Below are 16,725 nucleotides of genomic sequence, written 5' to 3' on the forward strand. Positions count from 1 at the left end.
TCTCGGTGCGGCAGCATCCCGCCCCTTTGCGACGCATTGTCGCACCCCGTCACACCCTCTCCTTTCGGTTCCTCTGATTCGGGTCTACGCTTGCTCGATGCGGACTGGCTCGTGCCGGTTCCAGGTTGCCCCTGAGCGATGTGTTCGTCGAATCGGCTGACAGACTCGCCGCAAAGGCCGGTAGATACCGGCTGTCGCGCCGATTGCCGTTCATCAGCCGAACCGGCTGTTGGAACACACCCAGTTACAAGTGACCTGAACCCCTCGCTTTTTTCGTCCGCTGCGACATTTTGTCCGAGGCCAATTTTGACCTTACGCGGCGCATGGAAAGGCCGCAGAATCAGCGTTGGAAAGCATTGACCCAGGTCATGGCGCGTTGCAATGACCCCCTGCTCTCTGCATACTTGCGGCCGATTTTAATCCTAATAAAACACCCAAACCGTGGAACCTTAGAATGAGCACAGCAATCAGTCCGACTGCTTATAACTATAAGGTAGTCCGCCAGTTCGCCATCATGACGGTGGTCTGGGGGATCCTTGGCATGGGGCTCGGTGTCTTCATCGCCTCGCAACTGGTCTGGCCGGAATTGAACTTCGGTCTGCCGTGGACGAGCTTTGGACGCCTGCGCCCGTTGCACACAAACCTGGTGATTTTCGCCTTTGGTGGTTGTGCACTATTTGCCACTTCCTACTATGTCGTGCAGCGAACCTGCCAGACGCGACTGATATCCGACAGCCTCGCAGCCTTCACCTTCTGGGGCTGGCAAGCGGTAATCGTCGGCGCGATCATTACCTTGCCGCTGGGTTACACCACCACCAAGGAATACGCGGAACTGGAATGGCCGCTCGCCATTCTGCTGGCCATTGTCTGGGTCACCTACGGTCTGGTGTTCTTCGGCACCATTACCAAGCGCAAGACCAAGCACATCTACGTGGGTAACTGGTTCTACGGCGCGTTCATCGTCGTGACCGCGATGTTGCACATCGTCAACCATGCCTCCTTGCCGGTGAGCTTCTTCAAGTCCTACTCCGCCTACGCGGGCGCGACCGACGCGATGATTCAATGGTGGTACGGCCACAACGCAGTGGGCTTCTTCCTGACCACTGGCTTCCTGGGGATGATGTACTACTTCGTGCCGAAGCAGGCCGAACGTCCGATCTACTCCTATCGCCTGTCGATCGTGCACTTCTGGGCACTGATCACCCTGTACATCTGGGCCGGCCCGCACCACCTGCACTACACCGCGCTGCCGGACTGGGCGCAATCGCTGGGCATGGCCATGTCGATCATCCTGCTGGCGCCAAGCTGGGGCGGCATGATCAACGGCATGATGACCCTGTCGGGCGCCTGGCATAAGCTGCGCACCGACCCGATCCTGCGCTTCCTTGTGGTCTCGCTGGCGTTCTACGGCATGTCGACCTTTGAAGGTCCGATGATGGCGATCAAGACCGTCAACTCGCTCTCGCACTACACCGACTGGACCATCGGCCACGTACACGCCGGCGCGCTCGGCTGGGTAGCGATGATCTCGATCGGCGCGATCTACCACATGATCCCGAAACTGTTCGGCCGTGCGCAGATGCACAGTGTCGGCCTGATCAACGCGCACTTCTGGCTCGCGACCATCGGCACCGTGCTCTACATCGCCTCGATGTGGGTCAACGGCATCACTCAGGGCCTGATGTGGCGTGCAATCAACGACGACGGCACCCTCACCTACTCGTTCGTTGAAGCGTTGCAAGCCAGCCACCCGGGCTACATCGTTCGTGCCTTGGGCGGTGCATTCTTTGCCAGCGGCATGTTCCTGATGGCTTACAACGTCTGTCGCACCGTGCTCGCCTCGAATTCGGCTGAAGCCGAAGCCGCCGCCCAGATCGCTGTCGTTGGAGCTCACTGATGAAGCATGAAGCTGTCGAGAAGAATATTGGCCTGCTGGCCTTCTTCATGGTCATCGCCGTCAGCGTTGGCGGCCTGACCCAAATCGTTCCGCTGTTTTTCCAAGATGTCACCAACAAGCCGGTCGAAGGCATGAAGCCGCGTTCGGCGCTGGAACTGGAAGGCCGCGACGTTTACATCGCCAACGGCTGTGTCGGCTGCCACTCGCAGATGATCCGTCCGTTCCGTGCTGAAACCGAACGCTATGGCCACTACTCGGTTGCCGGTGAAAGCGTCTGGGATCACCCGTTCCTGTGGGGTTCCAAGCGTACCGGGCCGGACCTGGCCCGAGTGGGCGGTCGTTACTCCGATGACTGGCATCGTGCGCACTTGTACAACCCGCGCAACGTGGTGCCTGAGTCGAAGATGCCGGCTTACCCGTTCCTCGTGGAAAACAAGCTCGACGGCAAAGACACGGCCAAGAAAATGGAAGTGTTGCGCACGCTCGGCGTTCCTTACACCGACGAAGACATCGCCGGGGCCAAGGACGCCGTGAAGGGCAAAACCGAAATGGACGCGCTGGTGGCCTATCTGCAAGGCCTGGGCACCATCATCAAAAGCAAACGGTGATCTGGATGGATATCGGGATGATTCGTGGCCTGGGCACCGTTGTTGTGATGGTGGCTTTCATCGGTCTGGCGTTGTGGGTGTTCAGCCCCAAGCGCAAGTCGGAGTTTGAAGACGCGACCTTGTTGCCTTTTGCGGATGATCCCGAAGCCATCAAGCACGTCGAGCAAGCTTCTAGGAGTAACAAAGAATGACTACATTCTGGAGTCTGTACGTCACAGTCCTCAGTCTCGGTACGATCTTCGCCCTGACCTGGCTGCTGTTGTCGACCCGCAAGGGCCAGCGCAGCGAACAGACGGACGAGACGGTCGGGCACTCCTTCGACGGGATCGAGGAGTACGACAACCCACTGCCGAAATGGTGGTTCATGCTGTTCGTGGGCACCATCGTGTTCGCACTGGGTTATCTGGTTTTGTACCCTGGCCTGGGCAACTGGAAAGGTCTGCTGCCGGGCTATAACTACCTCGATAACGACAAGCAGACCGCGTTCGCCAACGGCCAGACGGGCTGGACCGGCGTGCACGAGTGGGAAAAGGAAATGGCTCGTTCGGACGCCAAGTTTGGTCCGATCTTCGCCAAGTTCGCCGCGATGCCAATCGAAGAAGTCGCCAAGGATCCGCAAGCACTGAAAATGGGTGGCCGCCTGTTCGCCTCCAACTGTTCGGTGTGCCACGGTTCCGACGCCAAGGGTGCTTACGGCTTCCCTAACCTGACCGACGCTGACTGGCGCTGGGGCGGCGAACCGGAAACCATCAAGACCACCATCATGGGCGGTCGTCACGCGGTGATGCCGGCCTGGGCTGAAGTGATCGGTGAGCAAGGCGTGGCCGACGTCGCTGCATTCGTCGTGACCAAACTCGATGGCCGTAAACTGCCGGAAGACACCAAGGCTGACCCGGAAAACGGCGGAAAACTGTTCGCCGCCAACTGCGTGGCCTGCCACGGTCCAGAAGGCAAAGGCACCCCCGCCATGGGCGCGCCGAACCTGACCCACCCGGGCGCGTTCATCTACGGTTCAAGCTTTGCGCAACTGCAACAGACCATCCGTTACGGCCGTCAGGGCCAGATGCCAGCGCAGGAACAACTGCAAGGCAACGACAAGGTGCACCTGCTGGCGGCGTATGTTTACAGCCTGTCCCACGGTGAAAAAGCACCGGAAGCGAACGCCGAGTAACGCCGGCGCTTGCAGCAAAAAAGGCCCCGCCAATGAGAATTGGCGGGGCCTTTTTTTATCAGGCCCGATCAATACTGTACGTTGACGGCATCAATCAGCTGGCGGTTCAGCCAATTGTTCTTGTTAACCTGATGCACCTTCATCGTCTTGCGATCATCGGCAATCTCAGCCATCAGATAGGTCTGATTGGATGCCCCGCCACTGAGGTAGACCGGAACATCGCCGAAGTTCTGATAAGCGGAATAGAAGAACCCCGGACGCGTGTGCAAGTGCCCGGCGAATACGGCGGTCACTGCGTATTTCTTTATGATCGACTTGAATCGGTCGATCTGCTCTCTGCTACCGACCCAGCCATTGGGCTTGTGCATATTCAGAATAATGATCCTGCCGTTATCACGAGCAACTTTCAGATCACGCTCGAGCCAATCCAGCGCATGCGTTATTTCGTAATCGACTTTAAACAAGGGAAACCCGGAAGAGAATTTCACTGCGTAGGTCGGTTCGTTATTCAATTGCACCAGATGCACATCACCATAGGTTTTTGAATAAGCAAGACTGCCATAGAATGTTTTTCTGCCGTTCGCATCTCTCAATGCCAGGTCAAAGGTACGGACCTTGCCCCAATACCGCTCTTTCAAATCCGAGATACTGCCGGCAGCACAGTTATTTTCCGGAAAGCTGCAGTCATCGATATTGTTGTCGTAGTCATGATTACCCAGACCGTAGTCGTAAACGCCACCCAGTTGTTTTTCCAGAATCGACTGGATGGTGGAGCGTTGTCCGCCGTGACCGAAGGCCGTCATATCGCCATTGATCATCACCGGGATCCGCTCGACATGCTGATTGAAGTTTTTCCGGTAAGCGGCCACATCCGCGTACTGGGTTTCAATCAGCCAGCGCGAGCGCTTGTCACGCTCCGAGGCTGATTCCTCCACGCCGCTATCCGAGTTCTCGGTCCATGGAAATTGTGGGTCCGAGGTAAAGACTAATTGACGTGGGGAATATGCACTGTCTTGCGCATGAGCCGTTGCCACAAAAAAACAAAACACTAGCGCACAGCGTTGCAGCCATTTCAGATACAACATAAGAGTTCCTTCTCAAGATTAAACATCGCAGCGCCAGAAAACACTTATCCGGCAAAAACAAACTACAACAAATGCCTAACTAAACAAACTTCACACAGCGCAAATATTAATAACTTATATTTCCTGTATTTAATCAGTTACCAACCCCACAGAAACACTCTGCCGCGATAGTTGACCAACCGGTAATTACTGTAGAGGTTTCAACTGATCCAGGTCTGTAACGAATGCAATCAAACCGTCGATTAAAAGGCGAGTACCGGAAACTGACCGACACCCATACGAGTATCGTCGACTTGTTGGTCATGCCTGAAGCGGCAGACGTCGAGTTCGAGACCGAGCGCGCCGTGATGATTCACCGAACGTCCTGAACGTATTGGCTCGTTACCGAGGCTATTGCCGAACGGCGTAGACCCCAGGCTGACAAAAATGATATCGCCGGGGCCAAAAGCGTCATCGCCCCACGAAGGTTAATTTCTGCCATCCAAGCCAGCGGCGTCACACCGCTTCACCCATGGAAACAATGAATTAGCCGTCACGGCAAAACTGTCCATACTCTACAAGTCAATTGACCTGCATCATGCTTTGTTACATTCGCTACACCATTCGGGTTTTTTACCCAACGCGACCAAAGGTCGCACCCTTGAGTTAGAGCGACAGGCGTATCATTGCGCCACTGCAACACTCCTTTTTGACCGCGGTTGGCACGTATCGACCGAGGCATTTTTCCACTGCCGTGGGATGCAATGATGAGCAACCAGATTCCGGTACACGACGTCACACCACCGAGCAAAAACGCGAACAACAGCGTTGACCTTTACGCCTCTCGAGAAAAAATCTACACCCGCGCTTTCACCGGCCTGTTCCGCAATCTGCGGATGATGGGCGGCGCGGCATTGTTCCTGTTGTATTTCGGTACGGTGTGGCTGAACTGGGGCGGCCATCAAGCGGTGTGGTGGAATTTGCCCGAGCGCAAGTTCTTCATCTTCGGCGCGACCTTCTGGCCACAGGATTTCATTCTGCTTTCGGGTCTATTGATCATCGCCGCCTTCGGCCTGTTCTTCATCACGGTGTATGCCGGCCGAGTCTGGTGCGGTTACACCTGCCCGCAAAGCGTGTGGACATGGATTTTCATGTGGTGCGAGAAGGTCACCGAAGGCGACCGCAACCACCGCATCAAGCTCGACAAGGCGCCGATGAGCGCCAACAAGTTTGCACGCAAATTCGCCAAACACGCGCTGTGGTTGCTGATCGGTTTCGTCACCGGCATGACCTTCGTCGGCTACTTCTCGCCGATCCGCGAACTGGTGATCGAATTCTTCACCGGCCAGGCCGATGGCTGGTCGTACTTCTGGGTCGGTTTCTTCACCCTCGCCACCTACGGCAACGCCGGTTGGTTACGCGAGCAGGTGTGCATTTACATGTGCCCGTATGCGCGCTTCCAGAGCGTGATGTTCGACAAAGACACGCTGATCGTTTCCTACGATCCACGTCGCGGGGAAAGCCGTGGCCCGCGCAAGAAAGGCGTCGACTACAAGGCCCTGGGACTGGGCGACTGCATCGATTGCACGATGTGCGTGCAGGTCTGCCCGACCGGCATCGACATCCGCGACGGCCTGCAGATCGAGTGCATTGGCTGCGCCGCGTGTATTGATGCCTGCGACAGCATCATGGACAAGATGGACTACCCGCGCGGCCTGATCAGCTACACCACCGAGCACAACCTGTCCGGGCAGAAAACCCATAAACTGCGGCCACGCCTGATCGGCTACGCCATCGTGTTGCTAGCGATGATCAGCCTGCTGGTGACCGCGTTCTTCATGCGCTCGCTGGTTGGTTTCGACGTCAGCAAGGACCGTGTGCTGTACCGCGAAAACGCCGAAGGCCGGATCGAGAACGTCTACAGCCTGAAAATCATGAACAAAGACCAGCGCGACCACACTTACCTGCTGGAAGCTGGCGGTTTGCCGGATCTGCGCCTGCAAGGCAAGCGCGAGATCAAGGTCGCGGCCGGCGACATAGTCAGCATGCCGGTCGAACTGTCGAGCGCACCGGAACAGCTGCCATCGAGCACCAACGAGGTGAAATTCATCCTCAAGGATGCCGATGACGACAGCGTCCACGTTGAAGCCAAGAGCCGATTCATCGGCCCACAAATCCGTTGAGAGAACTGAACATGCCCGCAGCAAACGCCGCAAGCCCCTGGTACAAGCACCTTTGGCCATGGATCATCATCGGGATTCTGGCCTGCTCGGTGACGCTGACCTTGTCGATGGTAACCATCGCGGTGAACAACCCGGACAACCTGGTCAATGACAACTACTACGAGGCCGGCAAAGGCATCAACCGTTCGCTGGATCGCGAGTTGCTCGCGCAGAACCTGAAGATGCGCGCCAACGTGCATCTGGATGACGTGACCGGCGAAGTCGATCTGCGCTTGAGCGGCGCCAGCCAGCCGAAGACCCTGGAACTGAATCTGATCTCGCCGACCCAACCGGAGAAGGATCGCAAGATCGTCCTGACCCGCAGCGAAACCGAAGCCGGTCGCTATATCGGTCAACTCGGCGATAAAGTCGAAGGTCGTCGTTTTGTCGAATTGCTCGGCAGTCAGGATGACCACGTCTGGCGCATGTTCGAAGAAGAGCTGGTGAGCCATGACAAGGATCTGCTGCTCGGTGACGAACCGCTGCAAGGCGCCGAAGACTTGAAAAAGTGAGTCAACATCAAAAGCCCCTCACCCTAACCCTCTCCCGGAGGGAGAGGGGACTGATTTCGGGCGCTTGCATGCCTTGTGCATGGCAGTGACGATATCGGTGACTGCCGCTGTTTTTCCGGCCCACATCGATCGGCTCCCTCTCCCTCCGGGAGAGGGCTGGGGTGAGGGCAAGCGGACAACCCCAAAACAAGGGCTCAGCCCCTCGACGATGCCATGACCACCCCACTCCCCTGCTACCACTGCGCCCTGCCCGTCCCGTCCGGCAGCCGCTTTACCGCTGTCGTCCTCGGGGAGTCCCGCGAGTTCTGCTGCCCCGGCTGTCAGGCCGTGGCCGAGGCCATCGTCGCTGGTGGGCTGCAAAGCTATTACCAGCATCGCAGCGAAGCGTCGGCCAACCCCGAAGCGCTGCCCGTGCAACTGGTTGATGAACTGGCGCTGTACGACCGCGCCGATGTGCAAAAACCTTTCGTCCGCCATGAAGGCGACCTCGCCGAAACCACGCTGTTGATGGAAGGCATCAGCTGCGCCGCGTGTGGCTGGCTGATCGAAAAACACCTGCGCACGCTGCCCGCCGTCGCCGAAGCACGGCTGAACCTGTCCAACCATCGTTTGCACGTACGCTGGGCCGACGCGCAAGTGCCGCTGAGCCAGATCCTCGCCGAACTGCGCCACATCGGTTACGCCGCGCACCCCTATCAGGCCGACCGCGCCAGCGAACAGTTGGCCAGTGAAAATCGTCTCGCCCTGCGCCAACTCGGCGTGGCCGGGCTGCTGTGGTTCCAGGCGATGATGGCAACCATGGCGACATGGCCGGAATTCAACATCGATCTCAGTCCCGAGCTGCACACAATCCTGCGCTGGGTCGCGTTGTTTCTGACCACACCGATCGTGTTCTACAGTTGCGCGCCGTTCTTCAAAGGAGCGATGCGCGATTTGCGCACACGGCATCTGACCATGGATGTCTCGGTATCGCTGGCCATCGGCAGCGCCTACATCGCAGGGATCTGGACATCGATCACCGGCGTCGGCGAATTGTATTTCGACGCGGTCGGCATGTTTGCCCTATTCCTGCTCGCTGGGCGCTATCTGGAACGTCGCGCGCGTGAACGCACCGCCGCCGCCACGGCGCAACTGGTCAATTTGCTGCCGGCCTCGTGTCTGCGCCTTGATGCAGAAGGTCAGAGCGAACGCATCCTGCTCAGCGAATTGCGCCTGGGCGATCGAATTCTGGTGCAAGCGGGCTCGATCCTGCCGGCGGACGGCAAGATCCTCGACGGTCAGTCGAGCATCGATGAGTCGCTGCTGACCGGCGAATACCTGCCGCAGCCGCGTACCTTGGGCGATGCCGTCACGGCGGGCACGCTGAACGTTGAAGGCGCCCTCACCGTGGAAGTGCTGGCGCTAGGCCAGGAAACACGCTTGTCGGCCATCGTCCGCCTGCTCGACCGTGCCCAGGCGGAGAAACCGCGCCTGGCGGAAATCGCCGACCGCGCGGCGCAATGGTTCCTGCTGTTGTCGCTGATCGCCGCGGCCGCCATCGGACTGCTGTGGTGGGAGCTGGATTCGTCGCGCGCGTTCTGGATCGTCCTCGCCATGCTGGTTGCGACCTGCCCTTGCGCACTGTCGCTGGCGACGCCGACGGCGCTTACCGCCGCAACCGGCACCCTGCACAAACTCGGCTTGCTGTTGACCCGTGGTCATGTGCTGGAGGGTTTGAACCAGATCGACACGGTGATTTTCGACAAGACCGGCACCCTCACCGAGGGCCGACTGGTGCTGCGCTCGATCCGGCCGCTCGGTGCGCTGGACAGCGATCAGTGTTTGAGCCTCGCCGCCGCTCTGGAAAATCGCTCGGAGCACCCGATTGCCCGAGCCTTCGGCCGTGCACCGCTGGCGGCTGAAGAAGTCCACAGCACGCCTGCCCTGGGCCTGGAAGGTTTGGTCGGCGAACAGCGCTTGCGTATCGGTCAGGCGGAATTCGTCTGCGCCCTCAGCGGCTCGCCTTTGCCAACACTGCCGGACGAGGCGGGCCAATGGTTGCTGCTCGGTGACAGCTCGGGGCCGCTGGCGTGGTTTGTTCTCGATGACCGCTTGCGCGACGATGCGCCCGCCCTGCTCGCTGCGTGCAAGGCCCGTGGCTGGCGCACCTTGCTGCTGTCCGGCGACAGCTCGCCGATGGTCGCCAGCGTTGCAGCTGAACTGGGCATTGACGAGGCCCGTGGCGGCCTGCGCCCGGATGACAAGCTGCAAGTGCTGCAACAGTTGCACAAGGAAGGTCGCAAGGTGCTGATGCTTGGCGACGGCGTCAACGACGTGCCCGTGCTGGCTGCAGCCGACATCAGCGTGGCGATGGGATCGGCCACTGATCTGGCAAAAACCAGCGCCGACGCCGTGCTGCTGTCCAATCGCCTCGACGCACTGGTACAAGCCTTCACCTTGGCGCGGCGTACCCGTCGGGTAATCATCGAGAACCTGCTGTGGGCGGCGCTGTACAATGGCCTCATGTTGCCGTTCGCCGCCCTCGGCTGGATCACTCCGGTGTGGGCCGCCGTCGGCATGTCGATCAGTTCGTTGACCGTGGTGCTCAACGCCCTGCGCCTGACTCGTCTGCCGAGCGCGCCGGCTGCCCGCACTTCGTCAGAAACCCGCCCGCTGCCGGCCTGAGCCGCGCGGGCATGGAGTACAGATGCCAGCTCTCTACGTGATGATCCCGGCCGCCCTGCTGATCGTGGCCATCGCCGTGTACATTTTTTTCTGGGCGGTGGACAGCGGCCAGTACGACGATCTCGACGGCCCGGCCCACAGCATCCTGTTCGACGACCAGGACCCGAACCACACTGCAGCCGTCGACGAAGCCAACGCGAACAAACCGGACGACAAGGCGCCACCCCATGCTTGAACTGGCGCCACTGCTGGTGTCGGCGCTGATCCTCGGCCTGCTCGGCGGCGGGCATTGCCTGGGGATGTGCGGCGGCTTGATGGGCGCGCTGACATTGGCGATTCCCAAGGAACAACGCAGTCGGCGCTTTCGTTTGCTGCTGGCGTACAACCTTGGGCGAATTCTCAGTTATGCCACCGCCGGATTGCTGATCGGCCTTGCTGGCTGGGCGGTGGCCAACAGCCCCGCCGCGCTGTTCATGCGCGTGCTGGCCGGGCTGCTGTTGATTGCCATGGGCTTGTATCTGGCCGGCTGGTGGAGCGGCCTGACGCGCATCGAAAGCCTAGGGCGCGGTTTGTGGCGCTACATCCAACCGGTGGCCAACCGTTTGCTGCCGGTGTCGAGCCTGCCCCGCGCGCTATTGCTTGGCGCGTTGTGGGGCTGGCTGCCGTGCGGATTGGTTTACAGCACGCTGCTGTGGTCGGCGAGCCAGGGCAATGCGCTGGACAGTGCGTTGCTGATGCTCGCGTTTGGCTTCGGCACCTGGCCGGTTTTGCTCGCCACCGGCCTGGCCGCCGAGCGAGTCACCGCGCTGCTGCGCAAACGCAGCGTGCGGATGACCGGTGGATTGCTGGTGATCCTCTTCGGCATCTGGACCCTGCCCGGCCCGCATCAGCATTGGTTGATGGGCCATTAGATCGGCGGTGCGGCCTTCGCGAGGAGGCTCGCTCCCACAGGAGATTTGTGTTGCGGCACCGATCAAATGTGGGAGCGAGCCTGCTCGCGAAGAGGCCTGCATGACCAACACACCTCTCCCCGTTGATGCAAATCAACAGCCCCATCGCCGCACCCCGATAGACTCGCCACACTGCCAGCCTATCCGGGGGAATGCCCGCATGCTCGACGCCATTCGTTGGGACTCTGATCTGATCCGCCGCTACGACCTGGCGGGGCCGCGTTACACCTCGTATCCGACGGCCGTGCAATTCAACAGTCAGGTCGGCACTTTCGACCTGTTCCATGCCCTGCGCGACAGCCGCAAAGCCCTGCGCCCGTTGTCGCTGTATGTGCACGTGCCGTTCTGCGCGAACATTTGCTACTACTGTGCCTGCAACAAGGTCATCACCAAAGATCGCGGCCGCGCACTGCCGTATCTGCAACGCCTGGAGCAGGAAATCCAGCTGATCGCCTGCCACCTCGACCCCGCGCAGAAAGTCGAGCAACTGCACTTTGGCGGCGGCACCCCGACCTTTCTCAGCCACGACGAACTGCGTCAGTTGATGGCGCACCTGCGCAAACACTTCAATCTGCTGGATGACGACTCTGGCGATTACGGCATCGAAATCGACCCGCGCGAGGCCGACTGGTCGACCATGGGCCTGCTGCGCGAACTCGGTTTCAACCGCGTCAGTATCGGTCTGCAAGACCTCGACCCGGCGGTGCAACGCGCGGTCAATCGCCTGCAAAGCCTGGAAGAAACCCGCGCGGTGATCGACGCGGCGCGCACTCTGCAATTTCGCTCGATCAATATCGACCTGATCTATGGTTTGCCCAAGCAGACGCCAGACAACTTCGCGCGCACCGTCGAGGAAGTTATCAGCCTGCAACCGGATCGCCTCTCGGTGTTCAACTACGCGCACTTGCCTGAACGCTTCATGCCCCAGCGGCGGATCAACGGCAACGAACTGCCGAGCCCGACGCAGAAGCTGGAAATGCTCCAGCGCACCATCGAGCAACTCACCGCCGCCGGTTACCGCTATATCGGCATGGACCACTTCGCCCTGCCCGACGATGAACTGGCGATTGCCCAGGAAGAAGAAACGCTGCAACGCAACTTCCAGGGCTACACCACCCACGGTCATTGCGATTTGATTGGTCTGGGGGTCTCCGCGATCAGCCAGATCGGTGATCTGTACTGCCAGAACAGCAGCGACCTCAACGAATACCAGAACACCCTCGCCGCCGCGCAATTGGCGACCAGCCGTGGCCTGGTGTGCAATACCGACGACCGACTGCGGCGGGCAGTGATTCAACAACTGATCTGCAATTTCAGCCTGGAATTTGCCGAGATCGAGCAGATGTTCAATATCGACTTTCAAGGTTATTTCGGCGCGCTGTGGCCGCAACTGCAAGGCATGGCCAGCGATGGCCTGATCACACTGGATCGCGAGCGGATCGAAGTATTGCCCGCCGGACGCCTGCTGGTGCGCTCGGTGTGCATGGTGTTCGACGCGTATCTGGAGCAACAGAACCGTCAGCGTTTCTCGCGGGTGATTTAGTTTTTCATCAGCAATGAACCGACTTGCATGTTTTGCTCGGACGTCAGACCCGACTGGCCCACCACTTTCGACAAAGCCAGATTGGCGGTGATCAAACCGGTGTTCAACGCAGCAATGGCGCCACGCAGGCTGGCAACCTTGATGATTTTTTCTTCGTTGGAAAGGCGCTTGTCGGCCATGATTTTTTCGATCTGCGCCTTTTTCTCGGCAATCTCTTTTTGCAGTTTGCGGATCATCTTCAGCAATTGCTGGATGTTCTCGGGCAAACCGCTTTCTTCGATGTCGCGATTATCGCCACCCGCACTCGCGGATTTCTCGATGGAGGCTCCGGACAGCGACACTTTGACGCCTTCGACCAAGGTCGGGGTTGCCTCCTCGTTCAAGCCGTCTTCGCGTGTATTGCCTGAAGCAGCTTTAAACGTCTCCGGCAATGCCGCAACGTCGCTGCTACCGGGGCCCAGCGTACCAATAGCGGTCATCGAGTCGTTCCTTGTATGCGTGCTGATACCTGTTTATCGGCGGCTTGCCCTGCGGCTTTATGGCCGTAGGACAAAGTCGCCTCAGACTGGCCTGAATGTCCTCCTGTGGGTTACCCTTACGTCTTATGTGTGTTTTCCCACAAGGATTTAAGAAATGTCCGAGCCAGTTAAACTGCGCGCTCACAACCAGGCCCATTGCAAGGATTGCAGCCTGGCCCCTCTCTGCCTGCCACTTTCTCTGAATCTGGAAGACATGGATGCGCTGGACGAAATCGTTAAACGCGGCCGCCCGCTGAAAAAGGGTGAGTTCCTGTTCCGTCAGGGCGACACGTTCGATTCCGTTTATGCAGTACGCTCCGGCGCCCTCAAGACCTTCAGCCTGAGCGACAGTGGCGAAGAGCAATTGACCGGCTTCCACCTGCCGAGCGAACTGGTCGGCCTGTCCGGCATGGACACCGAGAAACACCCGGTGTCCGCCCAGGCGCTGGAAACCACCTCGGTTTGCGAAATCCCCTTCGAACGCCTCGACGAACTGGCCCTGCAATTGCCGCAGTTGCGCCGTCAGTTGATGCGCGTGATGAGCCGCGAAATCCGCGATGACCAGCAAATGATGCTGCTGTTGTCGAAGAAAACCGCCGACGAGCGCATTGCAACCTTCCTCGTCAACCTGTCCGCGCGCTTCCGCGCTCGCGGCTTTTCGGCCAACCAGTTCCGCCTGAGCATGTCGCGCAATGAAATCGGCAACTACCTGGGTCTGGCGGTGGAAACCGTGTCCCGCGTATTCACGCGCTTCCAGCAGAACGAGTTGATCGCCGCCGAGGGCAAAGAGATCCACATCCTCGACCCGATCCAGCTCTGCGCGCTCGCCGGCGGTTCGATCGACGGCTGATCTCGATCCGCGGTTGAGCGAAGCGTTTCAGCCGCGGGTATACTGCGCCGTTTGCAGCCCTGCCAGGACAACTCGACGATGGTCTTCGACTCCTTCGATATCAAATCCCTTATCCGCCCTGTGATCGACTTCCCGAAACCGGGCGTGATCTTTCGCGACATCACCCCGCTGTTTCAATCGCCAACGGCCCTGCGCCTGGTGATGGACAGCTTCGCGCACCGTTATGTAGAAGCCGACTTCACCCACATCGGCGCGATGGATGCGCGCGGTTTCCTGATCGGCTCGGTATTGGCCTATCAGTTGAACAAGCCGCTGGTGCTGTTCCGCAAGCAAGGCAAACTGCCGGCCGACGTGCTGGCTGAAGGTTACGCGACCGAGTACGGCGAAGCGTTTCTGGAAGTGCACGCCGACAGCCTGTGTGAAGGCGATTCAGTGGTGATGTTTGATGATTTGATCGCCACCGGCGGCACGCTGATTGCGGCGGCCAACCTGATTAGCCGCATGGGCGCGCGGGTGCATGAGGCGGCAGCGATTATTGATTTGCCGGAGTTGCAAGGTTCGCAGCGCCTGGAAGACATGGGTATCCCTACCTTCTGCCTGACGCAGTTTGCGCTGACCGACAAGTAAGCAGCGCCTGTTAGACCGCCTTCGCGAGCAGGCTCGCTCCCACATTTGGAATGCATTCTCCTGTGGGAGCGAGCCTGCTCGCGAAGGCGTCGGCCGCCTCAACGCAAATCCTAGAGGCCCATCTGTTTGCTGATGATCTCGTTCATCACCTCCCGCGTCCCGCCGCCAATCGACAAGATGCGGTTATCCCGATACAGCCGCTCCACCAGACTCTCGCGCATATAACCCAGGCCACCCAAAATCTGCACAGCCTCGGTGGTAATACGATCCGAGGTGTCCGTGGCAAAGTTCTTGGCCATGGAAATCTCCTTGATCACGCTCTGCCCCGCCGCCATCTTCGCCGCTTGCCGGTAGGTAAACTCGCGCGACACCTCCAACGCTGTGGCCATCTCCGCCAATCGATGCTTGATCACCTGAAATTTGCCGATCGGTTTACCAAAGGCCTCGCGCTCATGCGCCCACTTGAGGCTTTCTTCCAGCGCCAGCTGTGACGTCATGTTGGCCATCAGCGCCAGTGCCAGGCGCTCGCTCTGGAAATTGCCCATGATGCAAGCGAAGCCCATGTTCTCGGCGCCGATCAGGTTTCCTATAGGTACGCGGCAATCGTCGAAGAACAATTCAGCCGTGTCCGACGCCCACCAGCCCATTTTCTTCAACTGCCGGCCGACGGTGAAACCTGGGGCGCCCTTCTCGATCAGCAACAGACTGATGCCGCCGAAACCGGGCGCTCCGGTGCGCACCGCGACGGTATAAAAATCGGCGCGTACGCCACTGGTGATAAAGGTTTTGCTGCCGCTGACCCGGTAGTAGTCGCCGTCACGCACCGCACGGGTTTGCAGGTTGGCGACGTCGGAGCCGCCACCGGGTTCGGTGACGGCCAGCGCGCTGATCTTTTCGCCGCTGAGCACTTGCGGGACTACGCGATCTCGCACGTCGGCGCGGGCCCATTTGACGATGGGCGGCAGACCGATATCCAGCGAGCCGAGCCCTGCAACGAGGCCGCCAGAGCCGCAGCGCATCAGCTCCTCACTGGCGGCGACCTTGGCGAACAGATTGCCTTCATGGCTGCCTCCGAGCGCCTCGGGATAACCGATACCGAGTATTCCGGCGGCGCCCGCCTTCAGGTACAGCTCACGAGGGAAGCTTTCGGCTTCTTCCCACTGATCGATGTCCGGCAGGATCTCACGCTCGACGAAACGTCTGACGCTGTCGCGGACCAATTGGTGGCTGGGGTCGAAGTATTCCTGAAAGGCAGGCATCGGCGAGCTCCACTGAAGGGTTCGCCGACGTTAACCGAGCGCTTGCTTGGTTTTCAACTCAATTGTTTGAATCAAGTCAACCGAGGTGCGCCATTCGCGAGCAGGCTCGCTCCCACAGGGGATTTGTGAACGACACAAAACCAATGTGGGAGCGAGCCTGCTCGCGAAGGCGTCAAAGCGGACAGCGCCTAATTCAGAGGGAGATCGGTTTACGGCCGGCAAACGAATGCGCCAGCGTGCCGCCATCGACCAGCTCCAGCTCACCACCCAACGGCACGCCGTGGGCAATCCGCGAAGCGATCAGGCCTTTGTTCTGCAACAACTGCGCGATGTAGTGCGCCGTGGCTTCACCCTCAACCGTCGGGTTGGTCGCGAGAATGACTTCGGTAAACGTGCCCGCTTCTTCGATCCGCGTGATCAACTGCGGAATGCCGATCGCCTCTGGCCCCAACCCATCAAGCGGCGACAAATGCCCCTTGAGGACAAAGTAGCGTCCACGGAAACCGGTCTGCTCGACCGCGTAAACGTCCATCGGCCCCTCCACCACGCACAGCAACGTGTCGTCGCGGCGTGTATCGGAGCATTGCGGGCACAGATCGTCTTCGGTCAGCGTGCGGCATTGCCGGCAATGGCCGACCCCTTCCATGGCCTGGCTCAAGGCTTGGGCCAGACGCAAACCGCCGCTGCGGTCACGTTCGAGCATCTGCAACGCCATGCGCTGGGCGGTTTTCTGACCCACGCCCGGCAAGGTGCGCAGAGCGTCGATCAGTTGGCGAATCAAAGGGCTGAAGCTCATGGGTAAAAAGTCCGACAAAACAACGAGACGCGGTTTATACCCGC

Annotated in this window: 16 protein-coding genes and 1 pseudogene; 13 read left to right on the plus strand and 4 right to left on the minus strand. The window is 59.5% G+C overall.

Translation table 11 applies throughout. The features are described from left to right. Positions 1–454: 454 nt before the first annotated feature. Genes ccoN through ccoP form a run of 4 tightly spaced genes read left to right on the plus strand, consistent with a single transcriptional unit; the run spans position 455 to position 3,676 of the window. Complete coding sequence (gene ccoN, locus JFT81_RS10280) at positions 455–1,897, plus strand: cytochrome-c oxidase, cbb3-type subunit I (RefSeq protein ID WP_201227229.1); 1,443 nt, start codon at positions 455–457, stop codon at positions 1,895–1,897. Next, positions 1,897–2,505, plus strand: a complete 609-nt coding sequence (gene ccoO, locus JFT81_RS10285; RefSeq protein ID WP_064116879.1) for a cytochrome-c oxidase, cbb3-type subunit II — start codon at positions 1,897–1,899, stop codon at positions 2,503–2,505. The genes ccoN and ccoO overlap by 1 nt, the downstream gene beginning before the upstream one ends. A gap of 5 nt (positions 2,506–2,510) precedes the next feature. Continuing rightward, positions 2,511–2,696, plus strand: coding sequence for a CcoQ/FixQ family Cbb3-type cytochrome c oxidase assembly chaperone (locus JFT81_RS10290; protein ID WP_003175465.1), 186 nt, complete (start codon positions 2,511–2,513; stop codon positions 2,694–2,696). After that, positions 2,693–3,676 carry a cytochrome-c oxidase, cbb3-type subunit III gene (ccoP, locus tag JFT81_RS10295; RefSeq protein ID WP_108226615.1) on the plus strand — a complete coding sequence of 328 codons (984 nt, stop codon included), beginning with the start codon at positions 2,693–2,695 and terminating at the stop codon, positions 3,674–3,676. Before JFT81_RS10290 ends, ccoP begins: the two co-directional genes overlap by 4 nt. Before the next feature lie 68 nt (positions 3,677–3,744). On the opposite strand, the gene JFT81_RS10300 is transcribed toward ccoP, so the two are convergent. Continuing rightward, entirely contained in the window at positions 3,745–4,761 is a 1,017-nt protein-coding gene (locus JFT81_RS10300; RefSeq protein ID WP_201227230.1) for a metallophosphoesterase, read from the minus strand. Positions 4,762–5,012: 251 nt separating this feature from the next. On the opposite strand from JFT81_RS10300, the pseudogene JFT81_RS10305 reads away from it, so the two are divergent. The 7 genes and pseudogenes from JFT81_RS10305 to hemN all read left to right on the plus strand — a co-directional run. Then, positions 5,013–5,129: pseudogene (locus JFT81_RS10305) on the plus strand (type II toxin-antitoxin system Phd/YefM family antitoxin); the annotation flags it as partial. Positions 5,130–5,507: 378 nt separating this feature from the next. Further along, complete coding sequence (gene ccoG / locus JFT81_RS10310) at positions 5,508–6,923, plus strand: cytochrome c oxidase accessory protein CcoG (protein ID WP_201227231.1); 1,416 nt, start codon at positions 5,508–5,510, stop codon at positions 6,921–6,923. An 11-nt stretch (positions 6,924–6,934) separates the two neighbouring features. Further along, positions 6,935–7,474 carry a FixH family protein gene (locus tag JFT81_RS10315; protein WP_201227232.1) on the plus strand — a complete coding sequence of 180 codons (540 nt, stop codon included), beginning with the start codon at positions 6,935–6,937 and terminating at the stop codon, positions 7,472–7,474. 213 nt (positions 7,475–7,687) lie between these two features. Beyond that, a complete protein-coding gene (locus JFT81_RS10320) occupies positions 7,688–10,138 on the plus strand; it encodes a heavy metal translocating P-type ATPase (RefSeq protein WP_201227233.1) in 2,451 nt (816 codons plus the stop codon). 22 nt (positions 10,139–10,160) lie between these two features. After that, complete coding sequence (gene ccoS, locus JFT81_RS10325) at positions 10,161–10,373, plus strand: cbb3-type cytochrome oxidase assembly protein CcoS (RefSeq protein WP_122592544.1); 213 nt, start codon at positions 10,161–10,163, stop codon at positions 10,371–10,373. Beyond that, positions 10,366–11,049, plus strand: a complete 684-nt coding sequence (locus JFT81_RS10330) for a sulfite exporter TauE/SafE family protein (protein WP_201227234.1) — start codon at positions 10,366–10,368, stop codon at positions 11,047–11,049. Before ccoS ends, JFT81_RS10330 begins: the two co-directional genes overlap by 8 nt. A 199-nt stretch (positions 11,050–11,248) precedes the next feature. Next, positions 11,249–12,631, plus strand: coding sequence for an oxygen-independent coproporphyrinogen III oxidase (gene hemN / locus JFT81_RS10335; RefSeq protein WP_201227235.1), 1,383 nt, complete (start codon positions 11,249–11,251; stop codon positions 12,629–12,631). Here hemN and JFT81_RS10340 read toward each other — a convergent pair. Then, positions 12,628–13,110 (minus strand): hypothetical protein, encoded by a 483-nt coding sequence (locus JFT81_RS10340; RefSeq protein WP_201227236.1) that lies wholly within the window; start codon positions 13,108–13,110, stop codon positions 12,628–12,630. The two genes, hemN and JFT81_RS10340, sit on opposite strands and share 4 nt — an antisense overlap. 154 nt (positions 13,111–13,264) lie before the next feature. Here JFT81_RS10340 and fnr point away from each other — a divergent pair, with 154 nt between their 5' ends. Together fnr and JFT81_RS10350 are read left to right on the plus strand one after the other, a co-directional pair. Continuing rightward, positions 13,265–13,999, plus strand: a complete 735-nt coding sequence (gene fnr / locus JFT81_RS10345) for a fumarate/nitrate reduction transcriptional regulator Fnr (protein WP_016984742.1) — start codon at positions 13,265–13,267, stop codon at positions 13,997–13,999. Positions 14,000–14,077: 78 nt separating this feature from the next. Continuing rightward, positions 14,078–14,626 (plus strand): adenine phosphoribosyltransferase, encoded by a 549-nt coding sequence (locus tag JFT81_RS10350; RefSeq protein ID WP_201227237.1) that lies wholly within the window; start codon positions 14,078–14,080, stop codon positions 14,624–14,626. Positions 14,627–14,736: 110 nt separating this feature from the next. On the opposite strand, the gene JFT81_RS10355 is transcribed toward JFT81_RS10350, so the two are convergent. Together JFT81_RS10355 and recR are read right to left on the minus strand one after the other, a co-directional pair. Further along, a complete protein-coding gene (locus tag JFT81_RS10355) occupies positions 14,737–15,885 on the minus strand; it encodes an acyl-CoA dehydrogenase family protein (RefSeq protein ID WP_201227238.1) in 1,149 nt (382 codons plus the stop codon). A 193-nt stretch (positions 15,886–16,078) separates the two neighbouring features. Then, a complete protein-coding gene (gene recR, locus JFT81_RS10360) occupies positions 16,079–16,681 on the minus strand; it encodes a recombination mediator RecR (RefSeq protein ID WP_201227239.1) in 603 nt (200 codons plus the stop codon). Positions 16,682–16,725 lie beyond the last annotated feature (44 nt).

It is taken from the genome of Pseudomonas sp. TH43 (assembly GCF_016650635.1).
Taxonomy (GTDB): Bacteria; Pseudomonadota; Gammaproteobacteria; order Pseudomonadales; family Pseudomonadaceae; genus Aquipseudomonas.

Bases quoted from the DNA above. Each gene is read 5' to 3' on its own strand.
- ccoN (WP_201227229.1), top strand. From the start codon at position 455: ATGAGCACAGCAATCAGTCCGACTGCTTATAACTATAAGGTAGTCCGC.
- ccoO (WP_064116879.1), top strand. From the start codon at position 1,897: ATGAAGCATGAAGCTGTCGAGAAGAATATTGGCCTGCTGGCCTTCTTC.
- JFT81_RS10290 (WP_003175465.1), top strand. From the start codon at position 2,511: ATGGATATCGGGATGATTCGTGGCCTGGGCACCGTTGTTGTGATGGTG.
- ccoP (WP_108226615.1), top strand. From the start codon at position 2,693: ATGACTACATTCTGGAGTCTGTACGTCACAGTCCTCAGTCTCGGTACG.
- JFT81_RS10300 (WP_201227230.1), bottom strand. From the start codon at position 4,761: ATGTTGTATCTGAAATGGCTGCAACGCTGTGCGCTAGTGTTTTGTTTT.
- ccoG (WP_201227231.1), top strand. From the start codon at position 5,508: ATGAGCAACCAGATTCCGGTACACGACGTCACACCACCGAGCAAAAAC.
- JFT81_RS10315 (WP_201227232.1), top strand. From the start codon at position 6,935: ATGCCCGCAGCAAACGCCGCAAGCCCCTGGTACAAGCACCTTTGGCCA.
- JFT81_RS10320 (WP_201227233.1), top strand. From the start codon at position 7,688: ATGACCACCCCACTCCCCTGCTACCACTGCGCCCTGCCCGTCCCGTCC.
- ccoS (WP_122592544.1), top strand. From the start codon at position 10,161: ATGCCAGCTCTCTACGTGATGATCCCGGCCGCCCTGCTGATCGTGGCC.
- JFT81_RS10330 (WP_201227234.1), top strand. From the start codon at position 10,366: ATGCTTGAACTGGCGCCACTGCTGGTGTCGGCGCTGATCCTCGGCCTG.
- hemN (WP_201227235.1), top strand. From the start codon at position 11,249: ATGCTCGACGCCATTCGTTGGGACTCTGATCTGATCCGCCGCTACGAC.
- JFT81_RS10340 (WP_201227236.1), bottom strand. From the start codon at position 13,110: ATGACCGCTATTGGTACGCTGGGCCCCGGTAGCAGCGACGTTGCGGCA.
- fnr (WP_016984742.1), top strand. From the start codon at position 13,265: ATGTCCGAGCCAGTTAAACTGCGCGCTCACAACCAGGCCCATTGCAAG.
- JFT81_RS10350 (WP_201227237.1), top strand. From the start codon at position 14,078: ATGGTCTTCGACTCCTTCGATATCAAATCCCTTATCCGCCCTGTGATC.
- JFT81_RS10355 (WP_201227238.1), bottom strand. From the start codon at position 15,885: ATGCCTGCCTTTCAGGAATACTTCGACCCCAGCCACCAATTGGTCCGC.
- recR (WP_201227239.1), bottom strand. From the start codon at position 16,681: ATGAGCTTCAGCCCTTTGATTCGCCAACTGATCGACGCTCTGCGCACC.